This window comes from Gelidibacter sp., from assembly GCF_053579655.1.
In genome coordinates this window covers 178,403-199,474 of record NZ_JBMDWE010000003.1, presented here as the reverse complement: position 1 = coordinate 199,474, position 21,072 = coordinate 178,403, and the positions used below count along the sequence as shown (strand labels likewise).

The 21,072-nt window shown below is 38.1% G+C and carries 17 protein-coding genes; 14 read left to right on the top strand and 3 right to left on the bottom strand.

From position 1 onward, the window contains the following. From ACOH2D_RS03170 to ACOH2D_RS03145, 6 genes are all read left to right on the top strand, one after another. On the top strand, nt 1-544 hold a 544-nt coding region (locus ACOH2D_RS03170), incomplete at its 5' end, for a glycosyl hydrolase family 65 domain-containing protein (RefSeq protein ID WP_449534335.1). Nucleotides 545-600: 56 nt separating this feature from the next. After that, nucleotides 601-2,451 carry a glycoside hydrolase family 13 protein gene (locus tag ACOH2D_RS03165; protein ID WP_449534334.1) on the top strand — a complete coding sequence of 617 codons (1,851 nt, stop codon included), beginning with the start codon at nt 601-603 and terminating at the stop codon, nt 2,449-2,451. Between the two features lie 37 nt (nt 2,452-2,488). Beyond that, nucleotides 2,489-3,472: an alpha/beta hydrolase gene (locus tag ACOH2D_RS03160; protein ID WP_348035948.1), complete on the top strand. Its 984-nt coding sequence runs from the start codon at nt 2,489-2,491 to the stop codon at nt 3,470-3,472. Nucleotides 3,473-3,569: 97 nt separating this feature from the next. Then, nucleotides 3,570-5,951 carry a glycoside hydrolase family 31 protein gene (locus ACOH2D_RS03155; protein WP_449534333.1) on the top strand — a complete coding sequence of 794 codons (2,382 nt, stop codon included), beginning with the start codon at nt 3,570-3,572 and terminating at the stop codon, nt 5,949-5,951. A gap of 6 nt (nt 5,952-5,957) precedes the next feature. Further along, a complete protein-coding gene (locus ACOH2D_RS03150; RefSeq protein WP_449534332.1) occupies nt 5,958-7,379 on the top strand; it encodes an alpha-amylase family glycosyl hydrolase in 1,422 nt (473 codons plus the stop codon). 2 nt (nt 7,380-7,381) lie between these two features. Next, nucleotides 7,382-9,043, top strand: coding sequence for an alpha-amylase family glycosyl hydrolase (locus tag ACOH2D_RS03145; RefSeq protein ID WP_449534331.1), 1,662 nt, complete (start codon nt 7,382-7,384; stop codon nt 9,041-9,043). A gap of 296 nt (nt 9,044-9,339) precedes the next feature. On the opposite strand, the gene ACOH2D_RS03140 is transcribed toward ACOH2D_RS03145, so the two are convergent. Continuing rightward, complete coding sequence (locus ACOH2D_RS03140; RefSeq protein WP_348038746.1) at nt 9,340-9,636, bottom strand: hypothetical protein; 297 nt, start codon at nt 9,634-9,636, stop codon at nt 9,340-9,342. A 22-nt stretch (nt 9,637-9,658) separates the two neighbouring features. Further along, nucleotides 9,659-9,787, bottom strand: coding sequence for a hypothetical protein (locus ACOH2D_RS03135; protein ID WP_449534330.1), 129 nt, complete (start codon nt 9,785-9,787; stop codon nt 9,659-9,661). Nucleotides 9,788-10,088: 301 nt separating this feature from the next. Between ACOH2D_RS03135 and msrB the strand changes: the two genes are divergently transcribed. From msrB to ACOH2D_RS03095, 8 genes are all read left to right on the top strand, one after another. Continuing rightward, nucleotides 10,089-10,547, top strand: a complete 459-nt coding sequence (gene msrB / locus ACOH2D_RS03130; RefSeq protein WP_348038750.1) for a peptide-methionine (R)-S-oxide reductase MsrB — start codon at nt 10,089-10,091, stop codon at nt 10,545-10,547. 12 nt (nt 10,548-10,559) lie between these two features. Continuing rightward, a complete protein-coding gene (gene msrA, locus ACOH2D_RS03125; protein ID WP_348038752.1) occupies nt 10,560-11,111 on the top strand; it encodes a peptide-methionine (S)-S-oxide reductase MsrA in 552 nt (183 codons plus the stop codon). Between the two features lie 97 nt (nt 11,112-11,208). Continuing rightward, a complete protein-coding gene (locus tag ACOH2D_RS03120) occupies nt 11,209-12,771 on the top strand; it encodes a protein adenylyltransferase SelO (protein ID WP_348038754.1) in 1,563 nt (520 codons plus the stop codon). Between the two features lie 176 nt (nt 12,772-12,947). Continuing rightward, the gene (locus ACOH2D_RS03115) at nt 12,948-13,940 is read left to right on the top strand and encodes a metallophosphoesterase (RefSeq protein WP_449534329.1); all 993 of its coding nucleotides are present in this window, start codon (nt 12,948-12,950) and stop codon (nt 13,938-13,940) included. Nucleotides 13,941-14,255: 315 nt separating this feature from the next. Then, nucleotides 14,256-15,572: a DUF2254 domain-containing protein gene (locus ACOH2D_RS03110; protein WP_348035710.1), complete on the top strand. Its 1,317-nt coding sequence runs from the start codon at nt 14,256-14,258 to the stop codon at nt 15,570-15,572. Between the two features lie 64 nt (nt 15,573-15,636). Further along, complete coding sequence (locus ACOH2D_RS03105; RefSeq protein ID WP_348035712.1) at nt 15,637-16,497, top strand: acyl-CoA thioesterase; 861 nt, start codon at nt 15,637-15,639, stop codon at nt 16,495-16,497. A 127-nt stretch (nt 16,498-16,624) separates the two neighbouring features. Then, on the top strand, nt 16,625-17,311 hold the full coding sequence (locus tag ACOH2D_RS03100; RefSeq protein WP_348035714.1) for a glycerophosphodiester phosphodiesterase: 687 nt from the start codon (nt 16,625-16,627) through the stop codon (nt 17,309-17,311). Further along, entirely contained in the window at nt 17,308-18,537 is a 1,230-nt protein-coding gene (locus ACOH2D_RS03095; RefSeq protein WP_449534328.1) for a BaiN/RdsA family NAD(P)/FAD-dependent oxidoreductase, read from the top strand. The genes ACOH2D_RS03100 and ACOH2D_RS03095 overlap by 4 nt, the downstream gene beginning before the upstream one ends. A 2-nt stretch (nt 18,538-18,539) precedes the next feature. Here ACOH2D_RS03095 and ACOH2D_RS03090 read toward each other — a convergent pair whose 3' ends face one another. Continuing rightward, nucleotides 18,540-20,747 carry a response regulator gene (locus ACOH2D_RS03090; RefSeq protein ID WP_449534327.1) on the bottom strand — a complete coding sequence of 736 codons (2,208 nt, stop codon included), beginning with the start codon at nt 20,745-20,747 and terminating at the stop codon, nt 18,540-18,542. Between the last annotated feature and the right edge of the window lie 325 nt (nt 20,748-21,072).

The window sequence follows — 21,072 nt, the reverse complement described above, 5'->3', positions numbered from 1 at the left end:
AGACCGTCCCATCAATCAAAAATGGTCGTGGGATAGGATTTTACGTTCGCCTTATATCAAACAGGCCGATACACTTCAAGGCTTTTATTTTTTTGAAGATCAATTTTCTTTAGAAGAATTAGAGCGTCACTTCGATTTTTATGAGCCGTTTACAGTTCATGAAAGTTCCTTGTCGCCTTGTGTACACAGTATTCAAGCAGCGAAATTGGGCAGAATGGAACAAGCCTACCAGTTTTATTTGCGCACCTCCCGATTGGATTTGGACGATTATAATCATGAGGTGGAAGAAGGACTTCATATTACCTCCATGGCGGGTACTTGGATGAGCATTGTAGAAGGTTTTGGCGGTATGCGGGTTGTGGATAACAAGCTGTCTTTCGTGCCGAAAATCCCTGAGCAATGGGAAGCCTATTCGTTTAAAATCAACTTTAGAAATCAGGTTCTTAAAATAAGTGTTGGTAAAAACGAAACAAAGTTTGCAGTGGAAGGTGGTGGTTCCATGGACATTTTAGTCAATGGAAAAGAAGTTACCATAAAGTCATAAAGTTATTGCTGTTTTAATGCAGGCAGAACAATAGAAATCTTTAAAATTGGAATGAAATGAAGAATTTCGTAAGTATTTTAATACTACTTTTAAGCATGACAATTTTTTCGCAGGTAGAAAAAATAGAACCTCCTTTTTGGTTTGCCGGAATGCATCATCCAGAACTGCAATTGATGGTTTATGGTAAGGATATTGCGCAATATGATGTGGCGTTCTCAAACACCATTCAGATTACCGATATCATAAAAACCGAAAATCCGAACTATCTGTTTATAAATATTAATACAGAAAATGTTGCACCTGGGATTTACGAACTTCAATTTTCAAAAAATAAAAAAATCCGTGTTAAAAAATCCTATGAGTTCAAGGAACGCCGAGAAAATTCTGCATTAAGAAAAGGATTCGATTCCAGTGATTTGATTTATTTGATCATGCCCGATCGGTTTGCCAATGGGAATCCTGATAATGACAGTACCGAAGATACCGTTGAAAAAGTAAACAGAAAAGAGCTTTCTGGACGTCATGGCGGCGATATTCAAGGCATTATTGATCATTTGGATTATTTGGACGAGTTGGGCGTGACCGCCATTTGGAGCACACCGTTGTTGGAAGACAATGAGCCTATTTATTCCTACCACACCTATGCGCAAAGTGATTATTATAAGATCGATCCGCGGTTTGGAACCAATGAGGATTATAAGCGATTGGCCTCAGAAATGCACAAGCGCGACATGAAGTTGATCATGGATTATGTAACCAATCACTGGGGCAGCAAGCATTGGATGATTCAGGATTTGCCAACGAAAGATTGGATCCACAAATGGGAAAATGGCGAACAAGGATTTCAACGCAGCAGTTACCGAATGACCACGCAGTTTGATTCCAACGCCTCTGAAGCTGACAAGGAAGCCTGTATGAACGGATGGTTTGATACGACGATGCCAGATGTTAATCAGAAAAATCCTTTGGTGTTAAAATATATGATTCAAAACGCCATTTGGTGGATAGAGTTTGCTGATTTGGACGGACTTCGTGTGGATACCTATTCGTATAATGATAAAGAAGGCATTGCAAAATGGACGAAAGCGATTATGGACGAATATCCAAACTTTAATATCGCTGGAGAGGTTTGGATGAACAGTCAGGCGCAAATGGCCTTTTGGCAAAAAGACAGTAAGATAGGTGCTATCGAGAATTATAATTCGCATTTGCCGACGGTCATGGATTTCACATTGCACAGTGCCATGATGGTCATGTTTGCTGAAGATGATCAACAATGGGACAAAGGAATGTTGAGGGCTTATGAGAATTTCACGAATGATTTTCTCTATCCAGACATCAACAATTTGTTCGTGTTTGCTGCCAATCATGATACCAATCGCATCAACGACATTTATGGTTCAAATCTCAATATCTATAAAATGATGATGACGCTTGTTGCTACTGTAAGAGGTATTCCACAAGTGTATTATGGCGATGAGTTGGGCATGCTTGGCAACAAGGATTTAAAAGGCGATGGCGATATCCGACGCGATTTTCCAGGCGGTTGGAAAGACGATCCTATGAATGCTTTTACTGCAGAAGGAAGAACAGCGGAGCAAGCTGGTTTTTTTGAATTTTCCAGGAAGATTTTTAACTGGCGAAAATCAAAATCGGTCATCCAATCGGGGAAAACCATGCAGTTTGTTCCTGAAAATAACGTCTATGTGTATTTTAGATATGATGCTAATGATAAGGTTATGGTCGTCATTAATAACAATCCTGAAGTGCAGACGTTAGACTTGAAACGGTTCAAAGAAATGATTAAAACAGCAACATCTGGCACCGATATTATTTCAGAAAAACAAATCGCATTAGAAAACACCTTGACCATTGATGGAAAGACCTCCATGATCATTGAGTTTTAATACCTCAAACTTATAAACACAACATTAAAAACATTTTATGAAAAAAACTATTTATCTACTTCTCCTTCTCATTATCTCAATTTCTTGTGAAACCAAACCAAAAGAAAAGAAAGCTGACATCAAGCCTGCCGATAGTTCTAATGTGAAAACGGACACGATTGAAGGCGATTTTGCTGGAGGCACTTTACTGCGGATCGATGATTTTCCGTCAAATTTTATTCCACCTCGAAAAGTAGATATCTGGTTGCCAGAAGGCTATTCCAACAGCAAAAAATATGCAGTGTTGTATATGCATGATGGTCAAATGTTGTTTGATAGCAGAATCACTTGGAACCATGAGGAATGGAAAGTAGATGAGGTTTCTGCCCAATTAATGAAGGACAGTATTACCAGAGATTTTATCGTCGTCGCACCCTTTAATATCAATGATTTGCGCCACAGTGAGTATTTTCCGCAAAAGCCTTTTGAATCACTTTCTGAATCTGTTCGCGATTCTTTGTTTGTTGAAGCAGAGAATAATAATTTCAAGTTTGATACTGTCACTTCCGATAATTATTTGGGTTTTATCGTTAAGGAATTGAAGCCTTTTGTCGACGCCAATTTTTCAGTATTGACCGACAGAGACAACACTTTTGTAGCAGGATCGAGTATGGGCGGTTTAATTTCGATGTATGCCATTTGTGAATATCCAAAAGTGTTTGGCGGTGCTGCCTGTTTGTCAACACATTGGCCAGGCGGCGATCCGTATGATGGAGATTTGTTGACCAATACTTTTTTTAAGTATATGAGCGCGCATGTTCCGTCGCCAAAAACGCATAAGTTCTATTTTGATTATGGTACGGAAACAATGGATAAATTCTATCCAAAATATGCCTCGAGAGTCAATAGAATATTTAAAGATAAGGGTTATGACGCGTCGAATTTCAGGAATATAAAATTTCCAGGCGAAGGGCATACCGAAATTTCATGGCAAAAACGACTGGATATTCCATTGGCGTTTTTGTTGAAAAAGAACGAGTAAATCTAGAGACCTGACAGGTTTACAAAACCTGTGAGGTCTTTTAAATCTAAACCTTTCAGGTTTTAAAAACCTGAAAGGTTTGGTAAAAATACATCAAATGAAAAATTATATATTAATCACATTCTTACTGGTCTTAAATCTTGGCTTTTCCCAAAATCCAAACCGGACTTTTGAATCCATGGATTTCAAAAACAACATTCTGGAAATAAAAGTGAATGATGGCATTTACAGAATTACGCCCTACACTAAAAGCATTGTGGAAACCTCTTTTATTCCTAAAGGCGAAACGTTCAACGCCAGTTCGCATGCCGTCGTTCTAAAACCAGAACTTCTAAAGCCTGAATTACTCAAAACCAGTACTTCCATTGAATTAAAAACTGCAGGTATTTCGGTCAGCATCCAAAAACAACCTTTTCAAATTTCTTATACTTATAAAGGCAAACCGATCATTTCTGAAAAGATGGGTTACGTCAAAAATGACAGCTTGGAAACCCTTCAATTCAATCTAACAAAAGATGAGGTTCTATATGGAGGCGGTGCAAGAGCTTTAGGAATGAATCGTCGCGGACACAGATTACAATTGTATAATCGTGCGCATTATGGTTACGAAACCCATGCTGAATTGATGAATTACACCATGCCAATCATGATGTCGTCCAATCAATATATGGTGCATTTTGATAACGCACCTATCGGATTTTTGGATTTAGACAGTAAAAAGGATAATACCTTGACTTATGAAATCATTTCTGGGCGAAAAACCTACCAAGTTATTGTGGGCGATTCCTGGATCGATTTGATAGATCATTATACCGATTTAACAGGAAAACAACCCTTGCCGCCGCGTTGGGCTTTGGGGAATTTCTCAAGCCGATTTGGATACCATTCCCAAAAAGAAGTAGAAGCTACCGTTCAGAAATTTAGGGATGATAAAATTCCTTTGGATGCCGTAATTATCGATATTTTTTGGTTTGGAAAGGATATTCAAGGACACATGGGGAATCTGGAGTTTTTAAAAGATTCGTTTCCCAATCCTATACAAATGATCAAGGATTTGAAGAAGGAAAATGTCAATACTATTTTAGTGACCGAACCTTTCGTTTTGACGACTTCCAAGCGTTGGCAAGAAGTCGTTGACCAAGATGTGATGGCAAAAGATTCCCATGGAGATCCCTATACTTTCGATTTCTATTTTGGAAATACGGGATTAATCGACATCTACAATCCGAAGGGGAAAACTTGGTTTTGGAATGTTTACAAAGGTCTTGCCGATATGGGCGTGACGGGCGTTTGGGGCGATTTGGGCGAACCTGAAGTCCATCCGTCCAAGTTATTACACGCTACCGGAACCGCCGATGAAGTGCATAATATTTATGGTCACGATTGGGCAGGATTGATTGCTGAAGGTTACAAGGCCGATTTTCCAAATGAACGCCCCTTCATTTTAATGCGTGCAGGCTATTCGGGATCGCAACGTTTTGGGATGATTCCGTGGTCGGGAGATGTCAATAGAACATGGGGCGGCTTACAAAGTCAACCCGAAATCGCCCTACAAATGGGGATGCAAGGTTTGGGCTATATGCATTCTGATTTAGGCGGATTCGCTGGCGATAATCAAGATGCTGAACTTTACACACGCTGGTTGCAATATGGTGTTTTTCAACCTATTTTCCGTCCACATGCTCAAGAAGCTGTACCGGCAGAACCCGTTTTCTGGGATGCTAAAACCAAGGCCTTGGCAAAAAAATCGATAGAATTACGCTATAAATTATTGCCTTATAATTACAATTTGAGTTTTCAAAACCATAAGAAAGGAACGCCTTTAATGCGCCCTTTATTTTTTGAAGACGATGCAGCACCGCTCAAAACAGACGCTTCAGAATATTTTTGGGGAAATGATTTTTTAGTGGTGCCCATTATGAAAGCTGAGGTGGTTCAAAAAGAAATTTACTTCCCGAAAAATAGTACTTGGTTTGATCTTTATACGGATGAAAAATTTGAAGGCGGACAAACAGTAACCGTAAATGTAACTGAAGACAAGATTCCAACATTCGTGCGTGGTGGTGCTTTTATTCCCATGGCAAAACCGATGCAAAGTACCAAGGAGTATGACGGTAATACCTTGGAGTTGCATTACTATTATGATTCCAACGTTAAAGAAAGCGAAGGGCAATTATATAATGATGATGGGCTGACTGCCGATGCCTTCGAGAAAGGGCTGTTTGAGCTTTTGAAATTTGAATCGGAAGTCAACGGAAAAGTAATTGAAATTCAGTTTGAAGCTGAGATCGGTAAAGCTTTTCTAGCACAAACCAAGTCGATTAGCCTTATTCTTCATAACATCAATTCGAAACCGAAATCGGTTAAAAATAATCGAAAAAAATTAAAATTTATTTATAGTAACGATCAAAGAACGGTTGCCATTCCTTTAGAATGGAAGACTTCAGATATATTAAAATTGAACATACATTTAAAATAAAATACCATGAAAAAAATCATTTTGGCAATTTTCAGTTTAATACTGATTATGGCTTGTAAAGAAGAAAAGAAAGTAGAAAACCTGACAAAAGAGAATATTATGGGGGAAATAAAACCTATTTCTGATGCTGTTTTAGAAACTGCCGTTATTTATGAAGCTAACATTCGTCAATATTCGGCTTCTGGACATTTTGATGAATTCACAAAAGATATTCCGCAATTAAAACAGTTGGGTGTTAAGATTATTTGGTTGATGCCAGTGTTTCCAATTAGTGAAACCAAACGTAAAGCTACGGGCGGCGACGATAGTAAATTCGCCTCTGATTTTCCTGAGGAAGAACAGTCTAAATATTTGGGAAGTTATTATGCCGTAACTGATTTCACTAAAATAAATCCCGAGTTTGGAACCATTGAAGATTTTAGGAATTTGATCAAAACCGCTCATGAACATGGGATGTATGTCATTTTGGATTGGGTACCGAACCACACCGGCTGGGATCATATTTGGATAAAAAACAATCCCGAATATTATACTCAAGACGAAAATGGAAACATCATCCATCCTAAAGATACCGATTGGACCGATGTTGCCGATTTGAATTATGACAATAAGGAAATGCGAAAAGAAATGATCGCCGACATGCAATATTGGTTAAAGGAAGAAGGTGTTGACGGGTTTAGATGTGATGTGGCAGCTTCGGTTCCGACTGATTTTTGGGAAGAGGCCATTCCACAGCTCAGAAAAACCAAAGATATCTTTATGTTGGCCGAAGCTTGGGAGCCTGAGTTGGCTCAGAATGATTTGTTTGAGATGGTTTATGGTTGGGATACCCATCATCTGATGAATGACCTGGCGCAAGGGAAAAAAGGTTTGAAAGCTTGGAAAGAGCGCTTGGTTCAAATTGATTCTTTATATGAAAAAGGAACTATCATGATGAATTTCGTGACCAATCATGACGAGAATTCATGGAACGGCACCATTAAGGAACGGATGAAAGATGCTGCGCCTTTGATGACTGCCTTTAGTTATGTCATTCCTGGAATGACATTAATTTATTCGGGGATGGAATATGATCTGGACCACCGATTAAAGTTTTTCGAGAAGGATTCCATTCCGAAAACAAAACAAAAAATGTGGCCATTACTTGAGAAATTAGGGCATCTAAAAAATACCAATCCTGCTTTAAACGGAGGAAAAGACCCAGCGTCCTATAAAGATTTAAAAACCACCAATGACAAGGTATTGGCACTCCAACGTAGTAAAAATAATAGCACGGTAACTTTTATCGGAAATTTTTCTGCTCAGGAACAATCAGTTAATGCACCTTTAAAAGGAAGTTTTACCGATTATATGACCAATGAGCCTATTGTAATGAATGAGAATGCCCTCGTTTTAAAGCCTTGGGAATATCGAATTTTAACCGAATAAACATGACAAGATTTTTAGGCTGTTGCCTTTTTGTATTCTTATTATTAAGCTGTAAAGAAGACCATAAATTGCTGGAAATGGATGAGAAAAAAGAAGTGCCTTTCGTTTGGGAAGGCGCCAATCTTTACTTTTTGCTGACGGATCGTTTTAATAATGGCGATACGTCAAACGACCTCAATTTTGACAGAACTAAAACACCTGGTAAGTTACGAGGTTTTGAAGGCGGCGATTTGAAAGGGATTATCCAAAAAATCGAAGATGGTTATTTTTCCGATTTGGGAGTCAATGCGATTTGGATGACTCCTATTGTGGAGCAAATCCATGGCGGTACGGATGAAGGTACAGGTGTGACCTACGGATTTCATGGCTATTGGACGAAAGATTGGACAGCCATAGATCCTAACTTTGGAACGAAAGAAGACCTGAGAAAACTGGTTGATGCAGCGCATAAAAAAGGTGTTCGTGTGCTTTTGGATGCCGTGATTAATCATACAGGTCCAGTGACGCCTTTGGATCCTGTTTGGCCTGACGAATGGGTGCGTACTGATCCAGCTTGCGATTATACGACCTATGATTCGACGATAATGTGTACGCTGGTTAAAAATCTTCCAGATATTAAAACAGAGAGTAATGACGCTGTTGCTTTGCCACCACAACTCATTGAAAAATGGAAAGCGGAAGGCCGTTACGAACAGGAAGTTGCTGAATTGGATGCTTTTTTTGAACGAACCGGGCATCCAAGAGCACCACGTTTTTATATTATGAAATGGCTGACAGATTATATCACGGAATTCGGAATTGATGGTTACCGTGTGGATACCGTGAAGCACATCGAAGAATCCGTTTGGCAAGAATTTAGAACGGAATGTGATTTCGCTTTTAAGCAATTTAAAACGAATAATCCAGACGCTGTGTTGGATGACAATGGTTTTTATTTGGTGGGCGAGGTTTATGGTTATGGTATTTCTGCAGGAAAATCCTATGATTTAGCAGGAACATCGGTCAATTATTTTGACAAGGCCTTCAACAGTCTGATCAATTTTGAATTTAAATATGATGCAGCAAAACTCGACTATGAAAGTCTGTTTGAAAAATACACAACGGCGCTAAATGGACCTTTAAAGGGTTGCGGTGTGTTGAACTATTTGTCGTCGCATGATGACGGCGAGCCTTTTGATGCTTCGAGAGAAAAGCCATTTGAGGCTGGAACGAAGTTATTGTTGTCTCCTGGTACTTCGCAAACCTACTATGGCGATGAATCGGCAAGAGCATTGATTATTGAAGGAACAGAAGGCGATGCGACCTTGCGTTCTTTTATGAATTGGGAGGATATCGTCTCTAATGATTCTACCAAAGCAGTTTTAGAGCATTGGCAAAAACTTGGGCAATTCAGAAAAAACCATCCTGCGATTGGTGCTGGCATCCATCAAATGATCACGGAAAGTCCGTATGTGTTTTATAGAAGTTACAAGAAGAAGCACTTTGAGGACTTGGTCATTATTGGATTGGATCTTCCTAAGGGATCAAAATCACTGCAAGTAGGGAGATTGTTTGAAGATGGTACGCAGTTGTATGACGCCTATTCCAATCAGAATGTTACTGTTGAAAATGGTTCCGTTCAAATAGATTCTGAGTTTGATATGGTGTTGTTGGAACCGAAATAAGAGGAGTTGGAATTAAATTAAGCGCATCTTAAATAAGTGAATGTAGATCATTGGCAGAATCGATTACGGAAATATCGCATTTTAAGATTAACTTACACCATCTTCATGACCGGCATGATCATTTCTGTATTGGCCTTTGCAGCATTGTTTATTTTTACTCTAAATGCAAGATTGAATGATGTATTAAAGCCGACATCCAATTCATCATATTTGAATCAACCTAAGCACCATGATTCGCAGCGCGTTCTGGGCTTAAGTTTTTTGCTTTCGCTTTATATTGCGCCTTCATCTGCTCTTTATGGTCGTTCTTTTTTTCTTTTAGATTTAACGAGTTCGGTTAAGTTTTTTTCTTTTTGTAATTGCCAATTTCTTAAAGCATAATCCGTGTAAAACTGATGTTCTCTGGAGAGTAGCGCTATGTTGTCGTTCAGCCATTCTGACGTGGAATAGGTTTTAACATTTTGGAGTTTTAATTCTTGTCTCAAAAGTTCACTGGCATCGTTTAAATACTCCTTTCCAAAATGGGAAGCATCAGCATCCCTTATGATTTTATCAAGTTCAGTTTTTGGAGCGTTTTGGAATTTGGTAGCCATAATGCAGTTATTAACGGCATCACTAATATGCTTTTCTACCTGTTGTGCTTCTAAAAAAAGAGGTCGCTATTTTAACGCTTTTCTCTTCATGACCGTTTCTTTTTTTAGTGTAGCCGGTATCTTGAAGTAAGGCAGCAAGTTGAAGAATCATGGCATCTTCAGGGTTTATGTCCGAGTTTCAATTATCTCTTTTAAACCACGCATAACCCGTTCCGTATGCGTGAAATTATGGTAAAGAAAAGTTGTGAGTAACTCTTCTTTAAAATAATTAAAAACAAAATCTTCTGTTTTTTGATGATATCGGCCATGAGACTTTATAAAATAGGTGTTACAAATTACTAAAAAACAAATCAGGAAGACGCGTCCATTGGCGACTATTTGTAATTCAAAACGTTAAAACCGGATCAAAACTATATTATAATTTTTAACTTTAATGAAAATACCAAGAAGACATGATTACATGGAAAAATGTGATGGATTTTGCCGTAAATGGAAATCCTGAACCCGATAAAAGAGTAGAGAAATCAGAAGCAGAATGGCACGAGATCTTAACTCCAGAACAATTTAGAATTGCAAGAAAAAAAGGTACGGAAGCACCAGGAACAGGCGCGCTGTGCAGTGTGTATGAAGAAGGTCAGTATAATTGTTTGTGTTGCGGCACGCCATTATTTGACTCAACGATAAAGTTTAAATCCAGTTCGGGCTGGCCAAGTTTTACACAGCCTATAAAAGAGAATGCGATTAAATACGAAAAGGATTCCTCCTTTGGAATGGTTAGAGTTGAAGCTATGTGTAATACTTGCGATGCGCATTTAGGCCACGTGTTTCCTGACGGGCCAGAACCTAGCGGTCTGCGTTACTGCATCAATTCAGAATCGATGACCATGGATACCTCTAAGAAGAACCTTTAAATAAAAATCAAGATGGCAGATAATAATTTAGAAATAATGACTGTTGGCGGTGGCTGTTTTTGGTGCACAGAAGCAGTTTTTAATGAAGTAATGGGTGTGGAGAAAGTAGTGTCAGGTTATATGGGAGGAACTGTTCCAGGAACACCAACTTATCGAGAAGTATGTTCAGGATTGACAGGTCACGCTGAGGTCATCCAGGTCAGTTTTGATCCGTCGATTGTTTCTTATGAAGACTTATTAATCATTTTTATGACGAGCCACGATCCGAGCACTTTAAATCGCCAAGGTGCTGATGCCGGCACGCAATACCGTTCGGTCATTTTTTATCAGGATGAAAAACAAAAGGTAACCGCCGAGCTGGTGGTCAAGGAAATGGCACCCTATTATGAACGTCCCGTTGTTACTGAAATCAGTCCAGCGGAAACTTTTCATAAAGCCGAAGAGGTGCATCAAAATTATTATGCCAATAATCAAACAGCAGGATATTGCAGCGCAGTAATCACGCCGAAGTTAGCGAAATTGCGAAAAATGCATGCCGATAAGTTGAAAAGTACCACTGTTTAAATTTAAAATAGATATTGAAATAGACCTGTGAGGTTTTTAATTGTCCGCCGAAGCTTCAGCGTAGGAGGAGAACCTGTCAGGTCTGAATTTATACCCCATGAATCTCAACATAAAAAACACCTTTATTACCGAGTTACCAGCCGATCCAATTCTTGAAAATACAAGAAGACAGGTTCCTGAAGCCTGTTTTTCATATGTGACACCCAAACAAACTTCCAATCCCGAATTAGTGCACGTAGTTCCAGAAATGTTGGATGAATTAGGTCTGACAGAAGAGGACGCACAGTCCGATGAATTTCTAAAAATCGTCACGGGAAATACCGTTTTAGAAAACACAAAGCCATTTGCGATGTGTTATGCCGGGCATCAATTTGGCAATTGGGCCGGGCAATTGGGAGACGGTCGCGCCATTAATTTATTCGAGGTTGAGCATCAAAATAAGCAATGGATGGCACAGTTGAAAGGTGCAGGACCGACACCGTATTCGCGATCTGGAGATGGATTGGCCGTTTTGAGATCTTCTGTTAGAGAGTATTTATGTAGTGAAGCCATGTATCATTTGGGCGTGCCGACAACGCGCGCTTTGTCTTTGGCATTAACTGGCGATGACGTGATGCGCGATGTCATGTACAACGGTCATCCTGAATATGAAAAAGGCGCGATAGTGAGTCGCGTTTCGCCGAGTTTTTTGCGGTTTGGGAGTTATGAAATTTTTGCCGCACGTCAAGATCACAAGAATTTAAAAACGCTGGTAGATTTTACGATCAATCAGCATTTTTCACATTTAGGAAAACCATCTAAAGCCGCATATATCCAGTTTTTTGCTGAAGTTTCCAAACGCACTTTGGAAATGATCATCCATTGGCAACGGGTCGGATTTGTTCATGGCGTATTGAATACTGATAATATGTCCATTTTGGGATTGACCATCGATTATGGCCCTTATGGTTGGCTCGAAGGTTTTGATTTTGGATGGACGCCAAACACCACCGATAGTGAGCACAAACGCTACAGATACGGCAATCAGCCTAATATGGGACTGTGGAATTTATACCAATTGGCCAACGCACTGTACCCGCTGATTGAAGATGCGAAACCCATGGAAGATATTTTAGAAAAATATACGGTCGATTTTGAAGTGGAATCCCTGAAAATGATGCGTTCCAAATTAGGTTTACAATCAGAAGAAACTACCGATCACTTGCTGATTCAAGATTTGGAAGATCTTCTGCAGTTGACTGAAACCGACATGACCATTTTCTTTAGAAATTTGAGCGATTTCAAAAAAGAGAAGCCTTCAGATGGCATCACTCGTATTCATGATGCATTTTATAGTCCAGCAGATATTTCTGACATCATAAGACAGCAATGGAATGCATGGTTTGAACGCTATGCGGAACGATTGCAGAATGAATCTACTTCAGATGAGGAACGACAAAATCACATGAACGCCGTAAATCCGAAATATGTCCTGCGTAATTATATGTCACAATTGGCTATTGATCAGGCAAACGAAGGTAATTATGCATTGATTGATGAACTTTTTCAACTCTTAAAAAAGCCTTATGATGAACAACCCGAACATCAAAAATGGTTCGCCAAACGACCAGAATGGGCGCGTCATAAGGTTGGCTGCTCCATGTTGTCCTGTAGTTCTTAACGGCAGTTTTTTGAAATAAGTGGGCATTCAGTTTGACAAGTCCTTGAAATAAATTAATTCGTATCTTTAAAATTAAGGATGATGCTCATTGCATATGCAGTCCTTAGGAAGGATTAGATGTTCATTTTTAATTCCAATTATTTCTTAGAAAATATTCTGAAAAAAGTCAATAATTAATGAGTTTTACTAAAAAAATCAGCATCCTTATTTTGTTTGCCTTCCTTATAAATGCTTGTGCATCCTACAAGCTACAGTATTTGGACGTCGAAGTTCAGGAAAATATTTTTCCGGATAAAGAAGTGGATAAGGTTTTTTATTTGGTTGGCGATGCGGGTTTATCCCCAATGCATGGCATGTCTCAAGGCCTAACCGCGTTTCGTGATTATATTTCAGATAAAAACACCGAAGGCGATTACACATTATTTTTGGGAGATAATATCTATCCTGCCGGACTTCCAGAGCCAAACCATAGGTATCGTACTGCGGCTGAAAATATGCTTAATCCCCAAGTAAAAGCTGTGGCAGATTTTAAAGGGCGGAGCATCTTCATTCCTGGGAATCACGAATGGTATGTTGGTGGTGGCGTGACGGGTGTAAGGCGGGAAGAACAATACATCAAAAAAGCTTTGGATGAAAACAGTTTTTTTCCAGAAGATGGTTGTCCGCTAAAAACTATTGATGTGAGTGAAACTATTCATAGGATTATCATCGATACCCGGTGGCATCTTGAAAACTGGGATCATCATCCGACCATCAATGAAAACTGTGTTATAAAAACACGAGAGCGTTTGATGTGGGAGCTTGAAAATGAAATCAAAAATGCTCAAGGTAAAACCATCGTTTTCACTATGCATCATCCGATGTGCACCAACGCCAATCATGGCGGACAGTTTGCACTCGAAAAACATTTATTTCCTATTCAGAAGAAAATCCCAATGCCAGGATTGGCGTCCTTAGCCGTCCAGATTAGAGCCCAAGGCCGGGTTTCCATTCAAGACAGATACAATGAATTGTATAACGATTTAATGAATCGTTTGGAAAAATTAGTGACTGAAAATGGCGACATTGTTTTTGTTTCTAGTCACGAGCATAATTGCAATACATTGACAACGGTAATATCAAACAGATTGTTTCTGGAGCAGGATCAAAAGCCTCTGTTGTCAATATAAAAAATGATGGTGTTTTCGCTTATGGACTCCAAGGATTTGCAGTGCTCACTGTTTTTAAAGATGGCAGTTCTTGGGTGCAATATTTTGCTTCGGAAAACAATAAGCCGCAGGAGATCTTGGAAGAGTTTGGCAAAATGACGATTTTTCTAATAAATGGCATAATGATGATGGCGGCGGTTTGAGAATTACAACAGTGCAATATCTATCAGGTACATTCAATCTATTTACCGGCGAAGATGGCGAGAGATTTTCATTCGGATTGGGATATAATTTTTGAGTTGTCCGACGAAATATTGATAAACAATACGATAATTTATGAAAAAGCAATTTTATAATATTCTTGACTACATCATCAAATTAGAAAGCAACATTGCTTTCTATCCGTCATTGATTAGTTTAGGAGGGTTGTTATTTGCTTTTATTATGATTTATCTAGAAGGTTTGGGTGTTTCAAAATACTTGGTAGATAACGCTCCACTTTTGGTCGTCAACAATATTGACACGGCACGAGATCTCTTGTCCACTTTTATTGGTGGATTGATTTCTATTATGGTTTTCAGTTTTTCCTTGGTCATGATTTTACTCAATCAGGCGTCCAGTAATTTTTCGCCACGATTACTTCCGGGATTGATATCGAACAGAAGACATCAGTTGATTTTAGGGATTTACAATGCGACCTTGCTGTATTGTATTTTCACATTGGTGTCCATAACTCCGCATGGCGATAAGTACCAATTGCCTGGTTTTTCAGTTTTGTTGGCCATTGTATTTATGACGGTGTGCTTGGCATCCTTCATTTACTTTATCCATTCCATCTCCCAGCAAATACAGGTTGGAACGATCATGGACAAGATTTTTGATGATGCTTATGAACGATTAAGCAAGTTGATTGCCAATGAAAAATCTGCGGAAGCGAAATTCCCTGATACTGCAAGTTGGCAAACGGTAGAGTCTAAAAAATCCGGTTATTTTCAAGATGTCAGTTTAAAGTCCTTGGCCAGTTTTGCAAAAGAAAAAAAGATTAAAATTGAAATTGCACAAATTAAAGGTGTTTTTATTCTGAAAGACTTGCCCATGCTGAGATATTCGGGTGCTGATTTGGACGAAGAAAGCATTGATGAACTTCTGAATTATTTTCATTTTTCAAAGAATGAACTCGTTGCCGAAAATTATGTGTTGGCATTTAAGCAAATCACAGAAATCGCGTTAAAAGCCATGTCTCCTGGCATCAATGATCCTGGGACGGCCATCAATGCCATTGATTATTTGACCGATTTGTTTGCACTTCGAATGAAGAAACTGGATAATAGTTTCCTGTTTGATGATGATGACAATGCCTACGTGAGTATAAAAACGGTAAGTTTTGAAGCGTTGATATACAATGTTATGGCTGCCTTGCGGACGTATTGTAAACATGATATTATAGTCGTTCAAAAATTATTCATGATGCTTGAATATTTGCTGCAACAGGCAGAAGCGGTTGATGTCCAATACAAAAAGACAATCATCAAAGAGATCAATAATCTATATCAGGATGTGGTTAATAATCTACAAAATGAAGCAGATTTATCGGTCATTAAAAGCCGAATGATGAGGTTGAAATCTCAAAATAAATCTGATTTTACGATTTAATAGGCGAGGTTGTTTTCATTTTACATTCATTTGGATACCTTTGAAAGGCTTAAAAACACATACTATGAACAATGTTCAAGATTTAATTGAGCTGATCACTTTAAAACAACTTGATCCTACACAATTTGAGGGTTTTAGTAAAACCGTTGGGAGTCCAAATGTTTTTGGAGGTCAAGTGTTGGCGCAAGCTGTTAATGCCGCTTCACGAACGATTACGAATAATCGGGTGCTGCATTCGATACATGCGTATTTTTTGGAAGCTGGAGACTTGGAGGTGCCAATAATATATGACGTTAGTATTATTCGCGATGGCGGCAGTTTTTCTGTCAGACGTGTCACGGCTTTACAAAATGGTTTGACTATTTTCATTCTGTCGGCGTCATTCCAAAAAAAGGAAGAAGGTTACAATCACCAAATCAAAATGGATGAAGCCATCAAAAAACCTGAAGAATTATTGAGTTGGACGGAAGTGTTAAATCAGTTTGGCGATTTCATTCCAGAAAAAACAAAGAACTTTTTGTCGGCTGATCGTCCTGTCGAATTTAAGCCAGTTGAATTGATCAATCCCTTCGATAGAAAAGATTTGCCTGCATTTACCAACGTGTGGTTTAAGTTAAAAGGAGACTCCTCACAATTGGATGTCGCCGCAAAACAACAAATCCTGACCTATGTTTCCGATTATAATATTTTGGCCGCAGTGATGAACCGCCACGCCAGCAAAGCGCATTGGGGAAATACGGTCACTGCAAGTTTGGATCATTCCATGTGGTTTTTCAGGGATTTTGATTTTGATGATTGGTTGTTATATGCCATTGAAACTCCAAATGCTGCAGGCGCTCGCGGATTTGCACAAGGAAATATCTTTACCAGAGATGGGACGCTTGTTGCGTCAGTAGCCCAGGAAGGACTGTTGAGGCCTAAATAGTTTTTAAAATTCCAATTACGAAAATAACAAATTCCAATAGTAGCTTTGCTTACAACGATAGAAACTAGCCTGCCCGCCGCTAGCTTTAGTGAAGGAGGGAAATAAAAGAAACCAGAAACTATTGAATGTGAATAAAATACTGAAAATAGGCCATCGCGGTGCCACAGGCTACGTGACAGAAAACACCTTAGAATCCATGCAGAAAGCCATAGATTTAGGCGTTGATGGCATAGAAATAGACGTGCATTTATGTCAAACTGGAGAGTTGGTCGTTTTTCATGATTTCACTTTAGAAAGATTGACCGAAGCTACTGGAGAAATTACAAAAAAAACGCTTGACGACTTGAAAGCGCTTAAAGTGAACGGAAAATTTAAAATTCCGACCTTATTGGAGGTTTTAGACTTGATAAATAAAAAATGCCTTTTGAATATTGAATTAAAAGGGCAGCGAACAGCTGAAGATACTTGCAAGATTATCCAATTATACATAGAAACGAAAGATTGGAACTACGAACAATTTATCGTGTCCAGTTTTGATTTTGAACAATTAAAAACGGTTTTTAATAGCAATATAAATATACCTTTGGCTGTTTTAACCGAATCTGATATTGAAGACGCTATTGACTTTGCAAAAACAATTAAGGCAAAAGCCATTCATCCGGATTTTCAGTTATTGAATAAAAATAAAGTAAAAGAAATTCAGAATTTGGGCTATAAAGTCAATACATGGACGGTTAATGAATTTAAGGACATTGCGCTTATGAAAAGTTATGGCGTTAATGGTCTCATTTCTGATTTCCCCGATCGCATATGAACATAAAAGACATCATTATTATTGGTGGTGGTGCCGCAGGTTTTTTTGCGGGCATCAACATTGCAGAACGCCATCCAAAATTAAAAATCGCGATTCTTGAACGTGGTAAAGAAGGTTTGCAAAAAGTCAAAATTTCAGGTGGCGGACGCTGTAATGTGACGCATGCCGAATTTGTTCCCTCAGAATTGGTATTAAATTACCCAAGAGGTGAAAAGGAATTATTAGGGCCTTTTCATCAATTTATGACGGGCGACACCATTGATTGGTTTGAAAAAAGAGGCGTGGAACTTAAAATTGAAGAGGACGGGCGGATGTTTCCAGTTACTGATTCTTCACAAACTATCATTGATTGTTTTTTAAACGAAGCCAAGAAACATAAGGTTGAGGTACTATATAATGAAAGTGTCAAAAGTATTTCGCCGTCCTCCCGAGCTGAATCTAAAGATTTCGACCATCATTTTAAAATAGAAACCCAATCAGACGTTTTTTACTGCAAAAAATTGGTCATTGCCACAGGAAGCAATCCTAAAATCTGGAAATTGTTGGAAGATTTAGGTCACAGTATTTCGCAGCCTGTGCCGTCTCTTTTTACGTTCAATATCAAAGATGAACGCATCAAGGATATTCCTGGAGTGGTGGCTCAAAATGTAGAAGTCAAAGTGGTCGGTACAGATTTGTTTTCGGAAGGCCCATTGCTTGTGACGCATGTTGGCATGAGCGCGCCTGCCATTTTAAAGCTTTCTGCTTTTGGTGCGATTGAACTCGCCAAGCGCGATTATAAATTTGAGATTGAAGTCAATTTTATCAGAAAATCTCTTGAAGATTGCTTAAGTATTTTAAAAGATTTCAAACAGGATTTAGCTAAGAAAACTGTGTTTAACGCACCGCAATTTGATTTGCCTAAACGTCTTTGGCATAAATTGGTTATGGCTTCAAATATCACTCAAGTAACACGTTGGGCAGATTTGAATAAGCAACAGTTGGAGGATTTGTCTTCGCAATTGACCCAGGCCATTTTTAAAGTGGACGGAAAAAGCACATTTAAAGAAGAGTTTGTGACTGCTGGAGGTATTGACTTAAAAGAAGTCAATTTTAAAACCTTTGAAAGTAAACTTCACAAAAATCTATTTTTTGCCGGAGAAGTATTAAATATTGATGCTGTTACAGGAGGTTTTAACTTCCAAAATGCATGGACTGGTGCCTATATTGTCGCAAAAGCTATTTAAAGCTAATTATCTTGAATCACATGGCTGTATTTCAAAATCACGGATTTAAATACTTCAAATTCATACGGTTTTGTGATGACGTAATTCATCCCGCAAGCTTTAGCTTTGTTTTGAACTTCAACAGAATTTAAAGCCGTTAATGCCAAAACTGGAATGTTAGGATTGAACAATCTAATATGTTTGGTAGCTTCATAACCATCCATGTCCGGCATGTTGATATCCATTAGCACCATGTCAAAATCTTTCTCTTTTACAAGGCAGATGGCCTCTTTACCGCGAGTAGCAGTTTCACAAAAATATCCCGGAATTTTTTCTACATTTTTTTGAGTGACCAATAAATTGATGTGGTTATCATCTACAATAAGAATTTTAGAAGGGGTGTCAAGGGCAGTAGGCGTGAGTTGACCATTAGATTTTGGTAATTCGGCAATTTCAAAATTAATTTCAAAGAAAAAGTTACTTCCTTCATTCGGCTTTGAAGTAAATTCGATTTGAGCATTATAACTTTTCAGCAAGGTTTTTACTATATAAAGGCCCAGTCCGGAGCCTGAGCTATTCTTTTCTAAAAATGTCGTGTTTTCAAATGCATTGAAAATGATGTCCCGATTTTTATTCTGAATCCCAATGCCTGAATCCTTAATCTCAAATAATAATTTAACGTGTGAATCTGTTCTCTGCTTCTCAGTAACATTAAGGGATACAAATCCCTTCGATGTGTACTTAATGGCGTTATAGGTAAGATTGATCAAAATTTGGCTTAACACAACCTTGTCCACCAATAAAAATTCGTTACAAATGGTTTTTTCTATATTGGTGTAAAGTTCCAGTCCTTTTTGATTTGCTGAAATTTTTATGGAGGTTGTAGTGTTTTTTATGAACTGAGAAAAATTGGTGGGTTTTAAATGCAGAGTCTTGTTTTCAAATTTTAATTTTGAGATTTGTAAAACGTTGTCAATAAGGACAGAAATATAATTGCTGGAGGTGATCAGTGCATTTAAATAACCTTTTCTTTTCTCAGGAGATTGTTCTTGTTCAATTAATGTGGTAAGGCCATTGATGCCATATATTGGTGTTCTTAATTCATGGCTTAAGATGGAAAAAAATTCAAGACGCTCTTTGTCAATCCGTTTTAATTTTTTATTGGATTCTTTAAGTCTTAAGTTGATTGCTTTGATATGTTTTCTATTGTTGTAGTAATAATAGAAGAAAATTCCTGCCCCAATTAGGATTAAACTCAACACGATTGTGGCGATTAAAAAGGCATTATAAAGCAGTCTGCCTTCGTTTCTCTTCGAATGGGCAAGTTGTAATTCTTTTTCCTTATTGATTATCTTATAAATAAGATCTCCGTTTTCAGATATTTTTTTTTGAAGACTCTTAACTGCAAGAAACTTTAATGAATCTGATTTGAGAAGGTAGCGGTTTGCTAAATCCAGTTGATCGGTATATTCTTTATAATATTTGAATTTATAAAAATTAAAGGTCGAAATTTGACTTAATGGGAAAAGGTGCTCCTTATCTTTAACATGAAATTGTTCAGAGTCTATATCGAAGAGTACTTTGTAGCCTTGTTCAGATTGACCCAAATTAATTAGGGCCACAGCCTTATAGTATCCAAAAGCAGCTTCCCATCGTTTTTTTTCAGCTTTATCGTGCTCAGAGATAAAATCATAGTTATTTAATTGCTCAAGCGCTTTGTCTGAATTCTGTAAAGCATCATCATAATCTTTGATAAAATAATTTTTGCGGACTTCGGATTCTAAATTGTAAAAAAGATTAATGGTGTAAAGGCGTTTTGAGTAATCAAGAGCTATGGGAATGAGGCTGTCAAATTTCTCGTAGTTTTTTCCATCCACGTAACTTCGTGCCAAATGAGTCAATACGTTGTCAACCTCATTGAACTTGTTGAGTGAGTCATAAATTTCAAAAGCCCTTGTATAATATTTGGCGGCAGTTTCATGACTTTCAATCCCTGAAAAAACGGTGCCTAAAGCTTGATTGGTATAGGCTAAAGATGAGGGCAGGTGATGGTATTGGGCATGCGCAAGATCTGCATTCAAAAGCAAGGTTACTTCGTAGATGCTATCTTGCGAAATAAGCTGATTTAATCGTTCTTGGCTATTGATATGACTTGCTCTTAACTGAGAATAGCTAGCAAAGGAAGTGCAATAAATTGCTACAAATATCAGATAGGATTTTAATAAACTCATGTCATTGGGGGCGAGTGGAATGATGAAATTTCGGCAAAAGTACAAATGTTATCGGTAAAATGCTGATTTTGTGGCCTTGAAAATAGATCTCGCTATTAAAAAATATTTGCTTATTTGTGTAAATTGCTGTACTACAGCTTTATGGGTTTTGATGGAATTTTCTATTTTAACTTTACTTTAGCAATAAAATAATCTTCACTAAAGAATCGTTTTTGATTTGATAGGGTAGGGGGGAAATCGGTGTTTAATTTTATAGAAATCAGGCTCTGTTTTGTTCAACTCAAAACTTTTCGTTGGTTCTATAAGCACTTATAAGCGAACTATA